Consider the following 16684-nt stretch of genomic DNA (forward strand, 5'->3'; position numbering starts at 1 on the left):
TCGAAAGTCCACTTGATGCGTAGGGTAGGCATGTTGAGCATCGACTGATTCATCTTGATGCTGAACTGTTGCGGAACCCCGATCTTGGCCGGTTTGTTCGGTTGGCGCTTGATGGAGGCATTCCATTTCATATCAAGTACCCAAACGGTATCTCGGATGATGCGAGGGTCTTGATTCATCTCCAGCACATACATTCCTTTTTCACGTGCACGGATAGATGGGCTCGTCCAAGTGGCGGTAGGAGTCGTATAGCCCGTATCAGGATAATGCGACCACCGATAGCTCAAAGCATAACCGCCTACCAATGTAACGGGTTGGGGGTTATCGGCACAACGCCAAAATGTATCGGGATCGAAGGCAAAACTGCCGAATCCGGAAAGATAACCATAGCCGGCCGTACTGGTGCCTACTCCGTTGAAATATCCCAAAGAAAATGTAGATGTTTCATTTTTAATCGTTACTACATGATTATCCCATGCATTATCGAGTGTCACATTGGCATATTTCCATTCACCGGCAATATGGGAGGGAATCGTTTTAGGAGTAATCACCAAACCCGCATCGGCGAATTTTTGAGCTGGGCCTCCGTCGATACTGATCGTAAATGCCGTATCGCAATCTGTACGGAATACCAAAAAGATATTATTCTTACCAACAGCTCCATTCGATTGATAAAAACTGATTTGCTGCTGACTGATGGAATACATGGACGGGATAATTGCGCCACCTAATTCTCCTAAGGTAGCCGAATGTTGATAGCAATAAACCGGTTCGGTAGCATCGACGAAAATATCGCTCGCTTTTGCAGTAGCTGCATTATAAGGCAAAACACCCGTTAGATTCGTCATATCCACATGCCACATTTCGCCACGGTTCAATGTCGGCGAAGTAACTTGTGCAGGCGTAGTACCATCCCAATAATAGACCTTAATCGTCGTATGGTCATTGATGGCAACGAAGTCTACACGATCACCTACCGTCGAGTGTCCGCGAAGTACGACATAACGTTTTCCAACCATATCTTCCGGCACCAACTGGTCTCCTACCAAGTCAGTATTGCCGCTTTTCCGAGAAAAACTGACGGCGCTCAAACAGTCTTCCGTCTGTGTCACGGCAATCGGTTTATTTGACGAGATCATCGTTCCGGCCAATGTACCGTTGTTCTTAGTCGCAGCAATATCATTAACTGTATTTGTGGCACCCACCGTATCTTCGCGGAGAGTAAGAGTCTCTCCCCGATTCATCGTAAAAGATGGTGTTTCTCCTACATTATAGTATGTGCCTGTTGTACCTTTCATAATCCGCTTAGTCAATTTATCTATCTTGACAATCGTATTGTCTTCCGTTGCTACGATTTCGATTTCATCGCTACCCATGTTATATTTCGCTGACGGTCGTTGTTCAAAATACTCACCTGCATGTTGCATGAACGGGGTGATGAATTTCTTACCCAAAGCCGGTGCTCCTTTCAGTGAATAAATATCTCGTTGAACATTGTTATTCACCATATAGTATGCCAGAATTTTCTGAGTTGATGTAATATGAATACCGTAGTTGGAAACCGTGCCGGCTTTGTAGGCAGGTGTCTCGAATAAACCTTTTGCCGGTGTTGACCCTCCACTTGCAATATCCCATTTTTTATAACCACCCGCATCAACCGTAAAAGTGGCAGAATAAGGAGGTGATCCGGCCGGTTGTCCGCCCCAATACTCAATCGTTACTTGCGCATCTATCCTCCCAGGATTTGTAAATACAAAAAACATCGGAGCGTCACCATGCGTTACCGCTACATCCGATGCGGAAAACCAGAACTCCTTATCCTGTGCATTAAGATTCGCCAACACACAAAGGCCGGCGAATAGCAAAAATAATTTTTTTCTCATAAATATTCTTTATTATTATTATTATTTCGGATTTTAAATCATGACGTTTTATTTCTCTTTTGTTTGAAATCAGCATTGAATACCAAACTATTTGACACCGCAAAGGTAAAAAAAATGTTTGGACAAACAAAAAATCACTTTTTCTCATCCATAATTCGACATGTAAAATTCTAAAACAGGGTATTAAAGCATTCAAACTATTGTTATCGATACGAATTAAAAGCGTCTTACTTGAACAAAAACGATCGACTACGCAAGAAATCCTCCCAATACCCAGAGGAAGGAGCAACTTTTAGAAATGCGTACGCACAGCAGCATGCACATAAAAAGCCCCCATCCGTCACAGAGGGGGCTTTTCTTTAATACATTTAAACAAAAAACAAAAGCAACTATGATTCGTTGTTATTCATCTTCTTGTGTTGTCTCATACTCTTTCAGCAATTTCTCCTGTACTTCAGACGGTACAAGTTCATAGCCGGCAAACTTCATGGTGAAAGAAGCCCTCCCTCCGGTGATTGAACTGAGGGAGGTCGAGTAGCTCGCCATTTCTTTCAATGGTACCTTAGCCATGAGTTTTTCATATCCTTTCTCGCTGTTCATGCCCATAATCAGCGCACGACGTCCCTGCAGGTCGCTCATCACATCGCCCATATAATCGCCCGGTACAAATACTTCCACATCGTAGATGGGTTCCAAAATCTTCGGACCGGCATCTTTAAACGCCGTACTGAATGCGTTACGCCCTGCGAGCATGAACGATATTTCATTACTGTCTACCGGATGCATTTTCCCGTCATAAACACAAACCCGCACGTCACGCGCATACGATCCGGTTAGGGGGCCCTGTTCCATGCGTCCCATGATACCTTTCAGAATGGCAGGAAGAAAACGGGCGTCAATGGCACCTCCGACGATGCAGTTCACAAATACCAGCTTGCCGCCCCATTCAAGGTCATAAACCTGCGTATCCCGTACATTCATGCGGTATTCCTGTCCGCCGAAGCGATAAATTGCAGGCGCCGGCATGCCTTCATAGTACGGTTCGATGATTAAGTGTACTTCACCGAACTGTCCTGCTCCGCCCGACTGTTTTTTGTGCCGGTAGTCGGCGCGTGCTGCCTTTGTAATCGTTTCACGATAAGGTATTTTAGGTTCAATATATTCGACAGCCAGCTTGTCATTATTCTCAATGCGCCATTTAAGTGTGCGCAGATGGAATTCTCCCTGGCCTGAAATAATCGTTTGCTTCAACTCTTTCGACAATTCAACGAGCCATGTCGGGTCTTCTTCGTGCATCCGAGCCAGGATTTCACTCAGTTTTTCCGCATCCGCTTCGTTCGCCGGTTTAATGGCACGGCGGTATTTGGGTTCCGGATATTTAATAAAGTCAAACCGATACTCACAGCCTTTCCCGTTAAGGGTATTACCGCGACGTACATCTTTCAATTTTACGGTTGTGCCAATATCGCCGGCTTCCATCTCCATTACTTCGTTACGCATCTGTCCGTCTACGACAAAGAGCTGAGCAATACGCTCTTTCGATCCGCGATCGGCATTGGTGAGATCATCTCCGACCTTCACTTTTCCCGAAACGACTTTGAAATACGATACCTGTCCGATGTGTGGTTCTACCGTCGTCTTAAAAAAGAAGAGGCTTGTTGGACCCGATGTGCTCGGAGTGACTTCAACGCCTTCCGTCGTTACGAGGCGCGGCATCTTATCCGTGCACGGCACCACATTGCCCAGAAATTCCAATGTCCGACGTACGCACATGTCCTTTCCGGCACATACGCAGAAGATCGGGAACATGCCTCGCGAGACAAGCCCTGCGCGAATACCCGCGCGCATATCATCCTCCGAAAGCGTTCCTTCTTCAAAGAATTTCTCCATCAGGGAGTCGTCGTGCTCTGCCGCGGCTTCGACGAGAATTTTATGCAATTCTGTAGCCTTTTCCGCTTCCTCGGCCGGAATCTCCAATACTTCAGGTACGCCTCCTTCAGGCTTCCAACGATACATTTTCATCTTCAGCACATCGACCACCGCATTAAATGCAGCTCCACATTGTACCGGATACTGTATCTGAACAGCTTTTGTTCCATAGTTTTCTTTCAGTTGTGCGACCGTATTATCAAAGTCCGCCTTGTCATTATCCAACTGATTGACCACAAAAATCACAGGCTTATGAAATTCTTCCGTATAACGGAACTGGTTGACCGTACCTACCTCTACCCCGTATTGTGCATTGATGACCATCAAGGCTGTATCTGTCACGTTCAGAGCTGATACGGCCCCGCCGATGAAGTCGTCAGCCCCCGGACAATCGATAAAGTTCAATTTCAAGCCGTTCCATTCCACACTGAAAACGGTTGAAAAGACAGAGTACCCATAGTCTTTCTCTACCGGAAAATAATCACACACCGTATTGCCGGCCTCCACTGTGCCGCGGCGTTTTATAACCCCACCCTCGTAAAGCATCGCTTCAGCGAGAGTGGTTTTCCCCGAACCGGAACTTCCCAAAATGGAGATGTTCTTGATTTCATTTGTTTGATAAACTTTCATATTATTGTTCTTTTAATAATTGACGCAAGATAATTTAGAAATGACTTTCCCGTCTGTTTTTAAATGGTCGCAAAATAGACATTGTTCCCGAACCTGCCGGCAAAAAAAACCATGTTTAAAAACATTATTCTGCAACACAAACCTTTTGTTTTCCTGAAAAACAGTATCTTTACACACTTTTTATCCATAAACGGAATGGCTGGAATTTATATTCATGTCCCTTTTTGCGCCCAACGATGTGCTTACTGCGATTTTTACTCGCAGACGAATCATACGTATAAAGACACTTATGTCGAATCCGTTGTGCGTGAGCTGGGAGAGAGAGCCGGCTATGTACGGGGGGAATCGATCGAAACGATTTATTTCGGGGGAGGTACGCCTTCTCGATTGGCGGCCGATGATTTTGCACGTATTTTCAACGCTATCGAGTTCCATTTCGATCTGTCCACATGTCGTGAAGTGACTTTTGAGGCCAATCCTGACGATCTGACCGAAGCGTATCTGAGGTCGATTCGTATGTTACCGTTTAACCGCATCAGCCTCGGTGTGCAGAGTTTTAGTAACAGCGACTTATGTCAATTGAATCGTCGGCATGATCGCCAGAAGGCCATTGACACCGTACACCGTTGCCGGAAGACAGGACTGACAAATATCAGTATTGATCTTATGTATGGTTTGCCCGGGCAAACCACCGAGGCATGGGAATTGAACCTTGAAGAGGCGTTCGGGCTGGGTGTTCCTCATTTCTCCGCCTATCATCTCAGCTATGAAGAAGGTACTCCCTTGTACCGAGCCATGAAAAAAGGCGCTGTTTGTCCGGTCGATGAAGATACGAGTGCACTTCTATACTCCATACTGACGGAAAAAGCGAAAGAGGCAGGATATGTACATTATGAAATTTCCAACTTTTGTTTTCCTGGCTGTTTTTCCAAACATAACACATCGTATTGGATGGGTAAAAAATATCTGGGCGTAGGACCTTCTGCCCATTCATACGACGGTTCTTCCCGGCAATGGAATGTAGCCTCTTTGCCTCAGTATTGCAACGCATTGTTACACAATCGATCTTATTTCGAGCAGGAATTTCCAACGGTACCCATGCGTTATAACGAATATGTCATGACAGCCTTGCGTACCATGTGGGGAGTTGAGATATCCTGCTTGCAAGACGCATTCGGAAAGGATTATGTACGCTATTTTGATGAGCGGGCGCAACCTTATCTTCAATGCGGAAAACTCCAACAAACCGGAAACACCATACGTATTCCCGAAGAGACGTTTTTTACTTCCGACGGAATCATATGCGATCTGATGATTTAAAAAACGAAGAAAAGCATCCGATTCGGTTAGAAAAACGATTTTTTTTTGCCTTTATTGTCATTTTTCTTAAAAAAGCATGGTTGTTACAAAAAGATTACATACCTTTGCCTCAAGTAACCATTAAAAGTTGTGCCGTACTTATATATCATATCCGGATGTAATGGGGCAGGAAAAACAACGGCTTCATATACCATCTTGCCGGAAATGCTGGGCTGTAAGGAGTTTGTCAATTCCGATGAAATCGCGAAAGGACTATCTCCTTTCAACGCCGACAGTATTGCCGTCGCCGTAGAAGCGAGCAGGATTATGTATAAGAGGATCAGGGAATTGATATCGGCTAACAAGACTTTTGCATTAGAGACGACATTGGCCAGTCGTTCGATTGCCAGACTGTTGCAAAATGCACAGGAGAAAGGATATTATGTGACTTTGCTTTATTTCTGGCTGAACACGCCTGATTTGGCAGTGGAGCGGGTACGCAACCGGGTCATGGCAGGAGGGCATAATGTGACAGAAAGCACGGTGCGAAGGCGCTACGTGGCTGGTATTCAGAATCTTTTTCAGTTATATATCCCGATCTGCGATTATTGGATGATTACCGACAATTCGTTATCTCCCATGGAAGTCATTGCAAAAGGCTTTAAAAATGGAAAGAAAGAAATTTACAATACTGTTGTTTATAATAAATTAGAAACGTATGAATGAACGAGAGTTGAGCAAATTTGAAGAAAACGTCGTAAAAGGAGCCAGTTTGGCATTTCAACGTTTAGTCAAGAAGAGAAAAGAGGAAAACGGAGAATTGGTTTTTGCTCGCAACGGTCAGATATTTCGTGTGAAAGCCGTTGATTTGTAAGACGACTGTCCCTTTTTCTCTTTGAAAGGGAGAAGAAAGGTCCGCCATCTCAATAATCAACAAAAGACTATTTATATACATTGTATCCTATATACCGCGTGACGTAACGAATACATTTTTTATTCTTTCTTATCGCTTTGATTGTCGCAAAACGATGTAGCCCTCCCCCATCGTCTTTGCGTGTTTGCTTTTATCCCTGTACTAAAGAATGTATAATATAATTCCCCGCGCCGAAGCCATACGACACCCCGCTTGGGTTTTAGCAATTAAAATCATACCTTTGCACCGCGAACAAAAAACAGAACATAAAGCGCATGATCAAAGCATTGCAGCAATTGGGCGAGTATGTCTTGCTGATGAATAAAGTGTTCACCATCCCGACACGATGGAGCATGTTCTTTAAGCAATTGATGCGTGAAATCTATAAGCTCGGCGTCGATTCGATCTGGATCGTCGTCATCATCTCCGTCTTTATCGGGACGGTTATCGCCATACAGATCTCGCTGAACATCACTTCGCCACTAATCCCTAAATTTACCATCGGATATACGACGCGCGAAATCATCCTGCTTGAATTTTCGTCGTCGATCATGTGTTTGATTCTGGCCGGGAAGGTAGGCAGTAACATCGCTTCCGAAATCGGAACCATGCGGGTGACCGAACAAATCGATGCCATGGAAATTATGGGTATCAATTCGGCCAACTTCCTGATCATGCCAAAAATCACGGGGATGATGCTCTTTATCCCCGTACTCGTGATATTCAGCATGACGACCGGTATCTTCGGTGGTATGTTCGCCAGCTATATCGTAGATGGGATGACCCCCTCATCGTTCGAGTTCGGGTTACAATATTTCTTCAACCCGTTCTACATCACCTATTCAATGATCAAGTCGGTCTTCTATGCTTTCATCATCTCCTCAGTCGCCTCCTTTTTCGGCTATAACCTGAAAGGCGGCTCGCTCGAAGTCGGTAAAGCCAGTACGAATGCCATCGTCATCAGCAGCATCCTGATCCTGCTGGCCGACGTAGTCTTAACCCAAATCATGCTTACCTGATGATCGAAATCAAGAACCTGACAAAAGCTTTCGACGGACGCACCGTCCTCAACGACATCAATGCCGTCTTCGAAACAGGAAAAACCAACCTCATCATCGGACGCAGCGGATCGGGCAAAACCGTTATGCTCAAAAGCATCATCGGGCTGATTCATCCGGACGAAGGTGAAGTCTTATATGACGGTCGTAACATCGTCCGGATGGGCAAAACGGAGTTGAACCTGCTACGCCGTGAAACGGGCGTACTCTTCCAAGGTTCAGCGCTCTTCGACAGCATGACCGTGCTCGAAAATGTAATGTTTCCGCTCGATATGTTCTCGAAAGAAACGGCCCGTGAACGTGAGAAACGCGCCAGGTTCTGTCTCGAACGCGTGAATCTTTCCGAAGCATGCGACCTCTATCCCTCCGAAATCAGCGGAGGGATGATGAAACGCGCGGCCATCGCCCGCGCCATCGCGCTGCAACCCCAATACCTGCTCTGCGACGAACCGAACTCCGGCCTCGACCCAAGAACCTCGTTAGTTATTGATAATCTGATCCATAGTATCACAAAAGAATACAATATGACGACGATCATCAATACGCACGACATGAATTCGGTCATGAACATGGGCGAGAACATCGTCTTTATCAAGGAAGGGGTGAAAGAGTGGCAGGGTACCAAAGAACAGGTCGTTTCATCGAACAATAAAGCGCTGAACGATTTTATCTTTGCTTCCGATCTGCTGCGCAAAGCCAGTGAGCTGGAAGAGCAGCAACTGCGCGAAGGATAAATTCCGATACTCTCTTTCCCCTGCACACCTCAAAAAAAAACGCCCTCCCTTTCATACAACGCAAAAAAAACGCAGGTTCCCGCGTGCCTTACGCGAAATCCTGCATTTTCTCTTTACTGTTATGTGTATGTATAGATTACTCTGCCGCTTTTTCTTCGGCCGGGGTTTCGGCTACCACTGTCGCATCACTGGCGCTCTTTTTGCGCGAACGGCGGGTCTTGGCTGCCGTCTTCCTCGTCTTAGTCGTCAACATGTTTTCGTTGAAGTCGACCAGTTCGATAAAGCACATGGCGGCATTGTCGCCGGCACGTGTACCCGTCTTAATGATACGGGTATATCCGCCCGGACGCTCCATCACCTTCGGCGATATTTCGGTAAAAAGGATTTTCACCGCATATTTGTCCTGCAACGAAGCAAATACGACACGCTGTGAATGATCCGTTACCTCCTTCGACTTCGTGATCAGCGGCTCTACGTATTTGCGTAATGCTTTGGCTTTGGCCGTAGTGGTAAAGATACGTTTATGTTTAATCAGTGACGATGCCATGTTGGCAAACATCGCTTCACGATGCGCCTTCGTACGTCCCAAATGATTTACTTTCTTATTGTGTCTCATCGTTTTTTACTCTTTATCTAATTTATATTTTGAAATATCCATTCCGAAGGAGAGGTTCAGATTCTCCAACAATTCGTCCAATTCAGTGAGCGATTTCTTCCCGAAATTGCGAAACTTCAACAAGTCGTTCTTGTTGAACTGCACCAACTCACCCACCGTATCCACATCGGCCGCCTTGAGGCAATTTAATGCGCGAACGGAGAGATTCATGTCAATCAGTCTCGTCTTGAGCAGTTGACGCATGTGCAAAATGTCTTCGTCAAATTCTTCGTTTCCATCAACATCCATCGTTTCCACGGCAATCTTATCGTCAGAGAAGAGCATGAAGTGTTGAATCAGGATTTTAGCCGCTTCTTTCAACGCTTCTTTAGGATGAATCGAACCGTCTGTGGTGATCTCAAGCAGAAGCTTCTCATAGTCGGTCTTCTGTTCCACACGAAAGTTCTCCACCGTATATTTCACATTGTGTATCGGCGTATAAACGGAATCGATAGCTATCACCTGTACATCGGGGTTGGCCGGGTCCGCATTCTCCTCGGCCAGCACATAACCGCGTCCCTTGTTCATTGTCAACTCCATCTGGAACGAAGTTTTCGGATCCAAATGACAAATTTCCAATTCGGGATTGAGGATTTCGAAACCTGCAGGCTTCAGATCGCCGGCTTTCAGCACCTCCGTATTGGCCACATTCAAAACGACCTTGGGTAGCTCTTCCATTTCTTCGGCGATGCATTTAAAGCGCACCTGTTTCAGATTCAGGATGATGTTTGTTACATCTTCCATCACCCCCGGAATGGTTGCAAATTCATGATCCACTCCTTCGATTTTCACGGACGAGAAGGCGTAACCTTCCAGCGAAGATAAGAGAATACGGCGCAACGCATTACCGATGGTAATACCATAACCCGGTTCCAGTGGGCGAAATTCAAACTTCCCGAAGAAGTTATTCGCCTCCAACATCAAGATTTTATCAGGTTTCTGAAATGCCAATATCGCCATAGGATCATTATTTAGAGTATAATTCGACAATCAGCTGCTCCTTGATATTTTCAGGAATATCCGCACGTTCGGGCAAATGAAGGAACTTCCCGTTCATGGCACTTTGTTCCCACTCAATCCAAGGATATTTACTATGATTAAATCCGGAGAGGGCTTCGCTGATCACTTCGAGCGATTTCGATTTTTCGCGTACCCCGATAATCTGACCGGGCTTCACACTGTATGACGGGATATTCACGACTTTACCGTCGACGACGATATGACGATGCGATACGAGCTGACGGGCAGCGTCGCGCGTCGGAGCGAGTCCGAGGCGGAACACGACATTGTCGAGTCGGCTTTCGAGCAACTGCAACAATACCTCACCGGTGATTCCTTTCGAACGGGAGGCCTTTTCAAACATGTTCCGGAACTGTTTCTCAAGTACGCCGTACGTATATTTTGCTTTTTGCTTTTCACGCAACTGCACGCCATACTCAGACGTTTTACGTCTGCGGTTGTTCCCGTGTTGTCCGGGAGGATAGTTCTTTTTCGAAAGGACTTTATCCGCACCGAATATTGCTTCGCCAAACTTACGGGCAATTTTTGTTTTTGGACCTGTATATCTTGCCATTTTATTCTTTATTTTTAATCGTTCTTCGGAATCCCGGAATCGTGCAGCCGCGATTGCAGAGAGGGTGAATAGTGCAATCTAATCACTTCTTCGGGGATTCGCCGGATCTGTTAATTATACTTTTCTTCTTTTGGGCGGACGGCAGCCATTGTGCGGCAGCGGCGTCACATCGATGATTTCCGACACTTCAATACCGGCTCCGTGAATGGTACGAATGGCCGATTCACGACCGTTACCCGGCCCTTTGATATACACTTTTACTTTGCGCAGGCCTAAATCATACGCCACCTTGGCGCAATCCTGAGCAGCCATCTGGGCGGCATAGGGCGTGTTCTTCTTCGAACTGCGAAAGCCCATCTTACCGGCCGACGACCAACTGATTACCTGACCATCATTATTGGTGAGCGACACAATAATGTTGTTGAAAGAAGAATGGATATGGGCTTGACCATACGCTTCGACTTTCACTTTTCTCTTTTTTGCTGCGACTGTTTTCTTTGCCATCTTTACTGATTATTTTGTAGCTTTTTTCTTGTTTGCAACTGTCTTCTTCCTACCCTTACGCGTACGGGCATTGTTTTTCGTACTCTGACCACGCAACGGCAGACCGATACGGTGACGTATCCCACGATAGCAACCGATATCCATCAGGCGCTTGATGTTCAACTGCACTTCCGAGCGAAGATCACCTTCTACCTTATATCCTTCTCCGATGACCTCACGGATCTTGGCCGCCTGATCATCCGTCCAATCCTTGACCTTGATATTCTTATCAACGCCCGCTTTTGCTAAAATCGAGTTGGAAGCGCTACGACCGATACCGAAGATATAGGTCAATGCGATTTCCCCTCTCTTGTCTTGTGGCAAGTCCACACCAACTATTCTTATCGCCATATTATTTAGATGTTTAGTTTATTTGCAGTTTACTACTACCCCTGACGTACCTTGAACTTGGGGTTCTTCTTGTTAATCACATATAAACGCCCCTTCCGGCGTACAATCTTGCAGTCGGGCGTCCGTTTCTTTAAAGATGTTCTTACTTTCATCGTTCTATCTCATTATTAGTTTTTCTCATTTATAGCGGAATGATATCCGACCTTTCGACAAATCATAAGGCGACATTTCTACGCGCACCTTATCGCCGGGAAGTATCTTGATATAATGCATCCGCATCTTCCCCGATATATGCGCCGTGATCTCATGCCCATTCTCCAGTTCGACCCGAAACATGGCATTCGACAATGCCTCCACGATCACTCCGTCCTGTTCTATTGCAGCTTGTTTAGCCATATATTATATTTCTTTTCCTACTATCTCCTCCAAATATTCGAATGATGAGAGAATCATCGGCCCTTCGGGACGTATGGCAATACAATGCTCAAAGTGCGCCGAACATTTTCTGTCTTTCGTCCGTACCGTCCAGCCGTCCGACTCAAACACAACGTGTTTACTGCCCTGATTGATCATCGGCTCGATGCAAATGCACATCCCGCTCTTCAGTACCGGTCCGCAACCGCGACGCCCGTAATTGGGCACTTCGGGCTCCTCATGCATCTTCCGTCCGCATCCATGCCCCACCAGTTCACGTACAACCGAATAGTTTTGCTTCTCGCAATAGGTCTGCACCGCACTGCTGATGTCGCCGACCCGATTTCCGACACGGGCTTGCTCTATCCCTTTGTACAATGCTTCTTTCGTCGTACGCAACAACTTTCGGACATCTTCAGCGACGTCCCCGACACAAAACGTGTACGCCGAGTCCCCCACGAAGCCGTTCAGTTTCGTTCCACAATCGATTGAAATGATATCTCCCTCTTTCAAAATATCTTTATCCGAAGGGATTCCATGCACAACATGCTCATTAATCGACGTGCAAATCGAATTCGGAAAACCTCCGTATCCCAGAAAAGCAGGTTCCGCCCCATGATCGCGTATGAACGTTTCGGCAATCTTATCTAACCGGAGGGTAGTCACCCCTGGCACAATATGTTTCGCTAATTCGCCCAGGGTCTTTCCCACCAATTGATTCGCGGCGCGCATCCATTCTATCTCTTCATCCGTCTTCAGATAGATCATCGTTAATATGCGGCTATGGACCCGGTGCGTCCTTTGATTCGTCCAGATTTCAACAAACCATCATAATGACGCATCAAGAGATGACTTTCTATTTGCTGCAAAGTATCCAATACGACACCGACCAAAATCAACAATGAGGTACCGCCGAAGAATTGTGCAAAACCTTGACTAATCCCCAGAATCCGTGCAAAAGCCGGCATAATGGCGACGACGGCAAGGAAAATCGCGCCCGGAAGCGTGATCCGACTCATAATCTCATCCAGAAATTCTTTCGTCGCCTTTCCCGGTTTTACCCCCGGAATAAATCCGTTATTACGCTTCAGGTCGTCTGCCATTTGAGTCGGATTAATCGTAATGGCCGTATAAAAATACGTAAATGCGATAATCAATAAAGCAAAGACAAAGTTGTACCAAAATCCCGTATTATCCATAAATGCCCGCATGAAAGTGCTGTTCTCGCCCGTATTGGAAAATCCCGCAAGCGAAATCGGAATAAACATAATCGCTTGAGCAAAGATAATCGGCATCACGTTCGCAGCATTCACCTTCAACGGAATATACTGACGTGCCCCGCCATACTGTTTATTTCCGATGATGCGTTTCGCATACTGAACAACGACTTTACGCGTTCCCTGTACTAACAGAATCGCACCGGCCATCACCAGAAGCAGAAATAAAATTTCAAAGAGAAACATTACCAAACCTCCGGATTTCTCCGTTACTCGTGATGTAAATTCTTCGAAGAGCGAATGAGGCAGACGCGCAATGATCCCGATCAAAATGATAAAAGAAATACCATTGCCAATCCCTTTGTCGGTGATACGCTCACCCAGCCAAAGGACAAACATACTTCCTCCCGCCATGATGATGGTTGAAGAAACTTTAAACCACCAGTCGGTAGGCATCGCCGCCCCTGCACTTCTAAGTTGTACGTTTAAGTTTACCAAATAAGCCGATCCTTGCAGAATCAACACGATCACGGTCAGATAACGCGTCCATTGATTGATCTTTTTCCGTCCGCTCTCTCCTTCACGCTGCATCTTCTGGAACGAAGGAATCACAATGGCTGCCAACTGCATCACAATCGAAGCTGAGATATAAGGCATGATTCCCAAGGCAAAAATTGACGCATTCGAGAAAGCTCCTCCCGAGAACATATCCAAAAGTGCCATCAATCCACCGCGCGTTTGTTCGCCCAATGCGGTCAAGTCTTTCGGATCGATACCGGGAAGTACGATGTATGTGCCGAAGCGGTAAATCAGCACCAATAAAAGCGTTATCAGGATGCGTTTCCGCAAATCCTCTATCTTCCAGATATTTTTAATTGTCTCAATTGCTCTCATAATTATTCCGCTTTTTCGGCGTCGTCACCCAGTTTGGAAACCGTACCGCCGGCTGCCACAATGGCTTCTTCCGCCTTTTTCGAGAAAGCATGTGCTTGGACATCGACTTTTGCGGACAAGGCACCTTTGGCAAGTACTTTGACTAATTGTGAGGCAGAAACAAAGCCGGCGCTCCGCAGCTCTTCCAGCCCAATCTTGTTCAGACTTTTGGTTTCGGCAAGCTCCTGCAGAGTCGAAAGATTAATGGCTTTGTAGGTTACGCGATTGATATTCTTAAAGCCGAACTTCGGCAAACGCCGTTGAATAGGCATCTGTCCGCCTTCGAATCCCACTTTGTGTTTGTAACCCGAGCGTGATTTAGCCCCTTTGTGGCCTCTTGTCGAAGTACCTCCCCGGCCCGAACCCGGACCGCGACCGATACGTTTTCTGGTTTTCACCGAACCTGCGGCCGGTTTCAAATTAGATAAATTCATATCAATTTCTATTTTTTACCGGGCACCTTTCTATAAAAGCGCCCTTCGATTATTATTTTTCAACGGAAACTAAATGTTTCACGACCTCTACCATTCCCCGGATCGAAGGAGTATCTTCATGTTCAACCACACGATTCATTTTTCTCAGGCCCAATGCATCCAAGGTTCTTTTCTGAACTTTCGGGCATTTAATTCTGCTTCTTACTTGTTTTATTTTAATTGTTGCCATTCGAACTTCCTCCTTCTTTATCCTTTAAATACTTTTTCAACCGGCACGTTTCTGTTTTGCGCCACCATGGCCGGACTTCTCAGTTCACTCAACGCGGCGATCGTCGCTTTGACCAAGTTATGGGGGTTGGACGATCCTTTGGATTTAGCCAACACGTCCGTAATGCCGACGCTTTCCAAAACAGCGCGCATAGCACCTCCGGCTTTCACGCCGGTACCGAGGGTAGCCGGCTTGATCAACACTTCGGCTCCGCCAAACTTTGCCGCTTGTTCATGAGGAATCGTACCCTTATGAATGGGAATACGAACCAAGTTCTTTTTGGCCGACTCCGTACCTTTCGAAATTGCGGTCGTTACTTCACTGGCTTTTCCCAAGCCCCATCCGACAATACCATTTTCATTTCCGACTACGACGATGGCGGCAAAACTGAATGTACGTCCGCCCTTCGTCACTTTCGTCACACGATTAATCGCCACCAGGCGATCTTTCAGTTCTAAATCGTTCGTCGATTTTACTCTATTATTTATTGCCATCTTTCTTAAAATTTAAGGCCGCCTTTCCGTGCAGCATCGGCTAATTCTTTCACTCTCCCATGATACAGGTATCCGTTACGGTCGAACACCACGGCCTGTACACCGGCTTCCTGTGCATTCTTTGCAATCACTTCGCCGACTTTTGCAGCGATTTCCTTCTTCGGAGCTTTGTCCGCCAGCTTCAAAGACGAAGCGGCAGCCAGCGTCTTTCCGGTCGTATCATCGATTACCTGCGCGTAAATCTGCTTGTTGCTTCTGAACACGGTCAGACGCGGACATTCCGAGGTGCCTGATACTTTATTCCGTATGCTTTGTTTGATCCTTAATCTTCTTGTTTCTTTCGTTGCCATATAGTCTATCTCCTATTTCATCACTTACTTAGATGCAGATTTGCCTGATTTTCTTCGAATCACTTCGCCCGCGAACTTAATACCTTTTCCTTTATAAGGCTCAGGCTTACGGAACGAGCGAATCTTTGCACAGATCTGTCCGAGCAACTGTTTATCGGCCGACTCTAAAATAATGAGCGGACTCTGATTACGCTCCGACTTTGTCTCTACTTTCACTTCGTCAGGTAACTGAAGGTAGATATTGTGCGTATAGCCTAACGAAAGGTCCAGCAACTGACCGGTATTCGCAACACGATAGCCGACACCGACCAGCACAAGCTCCTTTTTATATCCTTCGGATACCCCTACAACCATATTGTGGATCAAAGAACGATAGAGGCCATGCAAAGCACGGTGCTCTTTTTCATCCGTTGGTCTTTCAACCTTTAATATTCCGCCTTCCACAGACACTTTGATCTCGGGATTCACTTTCTGTGTAAGTTCTCCTTTCGGTCCTTTTACAGTGACCATGTTATCTTTCACTGTAACGGTCACACCACTTGGTATGTGAACAGGTAATTTTCCAATTCTTGACATCGCTATCCTCCTCCTAATTTTAATAAACGTAACACAATACTTCACCACCGATTTTTAACTCACCGGCTTCCTTATTTGTCATCACACCTTTAGAGGTAGAAAGAATTGCAATTCCAAGACCGTTCAGTACTCTCGGCATCTCGCGGTAACCTACATACCGGCGAAGACCCGGAGACGATATGCGTTCTAATTTCTTAATCGCATTAACCTTATTCACGGCGTCATATTTCAAGGCGATCTTAATCGTTCCCTGCACGCCTTCGTCTACAAACTTAAAGTTAAGAATGTAACCTTTGTCAAAAAGAATCTTGGTGATTTCTTTTTTCAAATTCGACGCCGGCACCTCTACTACACGGTGCTGCGCCTTGATTGCATTGCGCAATCTTGTTAAATAATCTGCTATAGGATCTGTCATATTATTTCATTAAAT

22 protein-coding genes are annotated in these 16684 nt (G+C 45.9%); 5 read left to right on the forward strand and 17 right to left on the reverse strand.

The window, feature by feature from the left end:
- Together Tanf_RS11810 and fusA2 are read right to left on the reverse strand one after the other, a co-directional pair.
- The coding region (locus tag Tanf_RS11810) for an IgGFc-binding protein (protein WP_176729540.1) at positions 1-1883 on the reverse strand (1883 nt) is incomplete at its 3' end.
- 402 nt (positions 1884-2285) lie between these two features.
- Complete coding sequence (gene fusA2 / locus Tanf_RS11815; protein WP_014224931.1) at positions 2286-4442, reverse strand: elongation factor G2; 2157 nt, start codon at positions 4440-4442, stop codon at positions 2286-2288.
- A gap of 195 nt (positions 4443-4637) precedes the next feature.
- Between fusA2 and hemW the strand changes: the two genes are divergently transcribed.
- The 5 genes from hemW to Tanf_RS11835 all read left to right on the forward strand — a co-directional run bounded on the left by hemW (position 4638) and on the right by Tanf_RS11835 (position 8446).
- Positions 4638-5762 carry a radical SAM family heme chaperone HemW gene (hemW, locus tag Tanf_RS11820; protein WP_041591186.1) on the forward strand — a complete coding sequence of 375 codons (1125 nt, stop codon included), beginning with the start codon at positions 4638-4640 and terminating at the stop codon, positions 5760-5762.
- A gap of 129 nt (positions 5763-5891) precedes the next feature.
- Positions 5892-6467: an ATPase gene (locus Tanf_RS11825; RefSeq protein ID WP_014224928.1), complete on the forward strand. Its 576-nt coding sequence runs from the start codon at positions 5892-5894 to the stop codon at positions 6465-6467.
- The gene (locus Tanf_RS15325) at positions 6460-6615 is read left to right on the forward strand and encodes a DUF8506 family protein (protein WP_167536503.1); all 156 of its coding nucleotides are present in this window, start codon (positions 6460-6462) and stop codon (positions 6613-6615) included. Before Tanf_RS11825 ends, Tanf_RS15325 begins: the two co-directional genes overlap by 8 nt.
- 314 nt (positions 6616-6929) lie before the next feature.
- Positions 6930-7673, forward strand: coding sequence for an MlaE family ABC transporter permease (locus tag Tanf_RS11830; protein ID WP_014224926.1), 744 nt, complete (start codon positions 6930-6932; stop codon positions 7671-7673).
- Positions 7673-8446 (forward strand): ABC transporter ATP-binding protein, encoded by a 774-nt coding sequence (locus Tanf_RS11835; RefSeq protein WP_014224925.1) that lies wholly within the window; start codon positions 7673-7675, stop codon positions 8444-8446. Before Tanf_RS11830 ends, Tanf_RS11835 begins: the two co-directional genes overlap by 1 nt.
- Positions 8447-8582: 136 nt before the next feature.
- Here Tanf_RS11835 and rplQ read toward each other — a convergent pair whose 3' ends face one another.
- The 15 genes from rplQ to rpsH form a co-directional block, all read right to left on the reverse strand.
- Positions 8583-9062 carry a 50S ribosomal protein L17 gene (gene rplQ / locus Tanf_RS11840; RefSeq protein WP_046826020.1) on the reverse strand — a complete coding sequence of 160 codons (480 nt, stop codon included), beginning with the start codon at positions 9060-9062 and terminating at the stop codon, positions 8583-8585.
- Between the two features lie 6 nt (positions 9063-9068).
- Positions 9069-10061 (reverse strand): DNA-directed RNA polymerase subunit alpha, encoded by a 993-nt coding sequence (locus tag Tanf_RS11845; RefSeq protein ID WP_014224923.1) that lies wholly within the window; start codon positions 10059-10061, stop codon positions 9069-9071.
- A gap of 7 nt (positions 10062-10068) precedes the next feature.
- Complete coding sequence (rpsD, locus tag Tanf_RS11850) at positions 10069-10674, reverse strand: 30S ribosomal protein S4 (protein WP_014224922.1); 606 nt, start codon at positions 10672-10674, stop codon at positions 10069-10071.
- Between the two features lie 114 nt (positions 10675-10788).
- Complete coding sequence (gene rpsK / locus Tanf_RS11855) at positions 10789-11178, reverse strand: 30S ribosomal protein S11 (protein ID WP_014224921.1); 390 nt, start codon at positions 11176-11178, stop codon at positions 10789-10791.
- 9 nt (positions 11179-11187) lie between these two features.
- Positions 11188-11568, reverse strand: a complete 381-nt coding sequence (rpsM, locus tag Tanf_RS11860) for a 30S ribosomal protein S13 (RefSeq protein WP_014224920.1) — start codon at positions 11566-11568, stop codon at positions 11188-11190.
- A gap of 35 nt (positions 11569-11603) precedes the next feature.
- Positions 11604-11720, reverse strand: coding sequence for a type B 50S ribosomal protein L36 (gene ykgO, locus Tanf_RS14495; RefSeq protein ID WP_014224919.1), 117 nt, complete (start codon positions 11718-11720; stop codon positions 11604-11606).
- 25 nt (positions 11721-11745) lie between these two features.
- Positions 11746-11964, reverse strand: a complete 219-nt coding sequence (gene infA, locus Tanf_RS11865; RefSeq protein ID WP_014224918.1) for a translation initiation factor IF-1 — start codon at positions 11962-11964, stop codon at positions 11746-11748.
- Positions 11965-11967: 3 nt separating this feature from the next.
- Positions 11968-12750, reverse strand: a complete 783-nt coding sequence (gene map, locus Tanf_RS11870; RefSeq protein ID WP_014224917.1) for a type I methionyl aminopeptidase — start codon at positions 12748-12750, stop codon at positions 11968-11970.
- Between the two features lie 2 nt (positions 12751-12752).
- Positions 12753-14093: a preprotein translocase subunit SecY gene (secY, locus tag Tanf_RS11875; RefSeq protein ID WP_014224916.1), complete on the reverse strand. Its 1341-nt coding sequence runs from the start codon at positions 14091-14093 to the stop codon at positions 12753-12755.
- A gap of 2 nt (positions 14094-14095) precedes the next feature.
- Positions 14096-14566 (reverse strand): 50S ribosomal protein L15, encoded by a 471-nt coding sequence (rplO, locus tag Tanf_RS11880; RefSeq protein ID WP_014224915.1) that lies wholly within the window; start codon positions 14564-14566, stop codon positions 14096-14098.
- A gap of 52 nt (positions 14567-14618) precedes the next feature.
- Positions 14619-14795, reverse strand: a complete 177-nt coding sequence (gene rpmD, locus Tanf_RS14500) for a 50S ribosomal protein L30 (protein ID WP_014224914.1) — start codon at positions 14793-14795, stop codon at positions 14619-14621.
- A 17-nt stretch (positions 14796-14812) separates the two neighbouring features.
- Positions 14813-15328, reverse strand: coding sequence for a 30S ribosomal protein S5 (gene rpsE, locus Tanf_RS11885; RefSeq protein WP_014224913.1), 516 nt, complete (start codon positions 15326-15328; stop codon positions 14813-14815).
- A gap of 5 nt (positions 15329-15333) precedes the next feature.
- Positions 15334-15678, reverse strand: a complete 345-nt coding sequence (gene rplR, locus Tanf_RS11890) for a 50S ribosomal protein L18 (RefSeq protein ID WP_014224912.1) — start codon at positions 15676-15678, stop codon at positions 15334-15336.
- 24 nt (positions 15679-15702) lie between these two features.
- Positions 15703-16254 carry a 50S ribosomal protein L6 gene (gene rplF / locus Tanf_RS11895; protein ID WP_041590749.1) on the reverse strand — a complete coding sequence of 184 codons (552 nt, stop codon included), beginning with the start codon at positions 16252-16254 and terminating at the stop codon, positions 15703-15705.
- 19 nt (positions 16255-16273) lie between these two features.
- Complete coding sequence (rpsH, locus tag Tanf_RS11900) at positions 16274-16669, reverse strand: 30S ribosomal protein S8 (RefSeq protein WP_014224910.1); 396 nt, start codon at positions 16667-16669, stop codon at positions 16274-16276.
- Positions 16670-16684: the final 15 nt, after the last annotated feature.

This window comes from Tannerella forsythia (assembly GCF_001006485.1).
Lineage (GTDB): Bacteria > Bacteroidota > Bacteroidia > Bacteroidales > Tannerellaceae > Tannerella > Tannerella forsythia.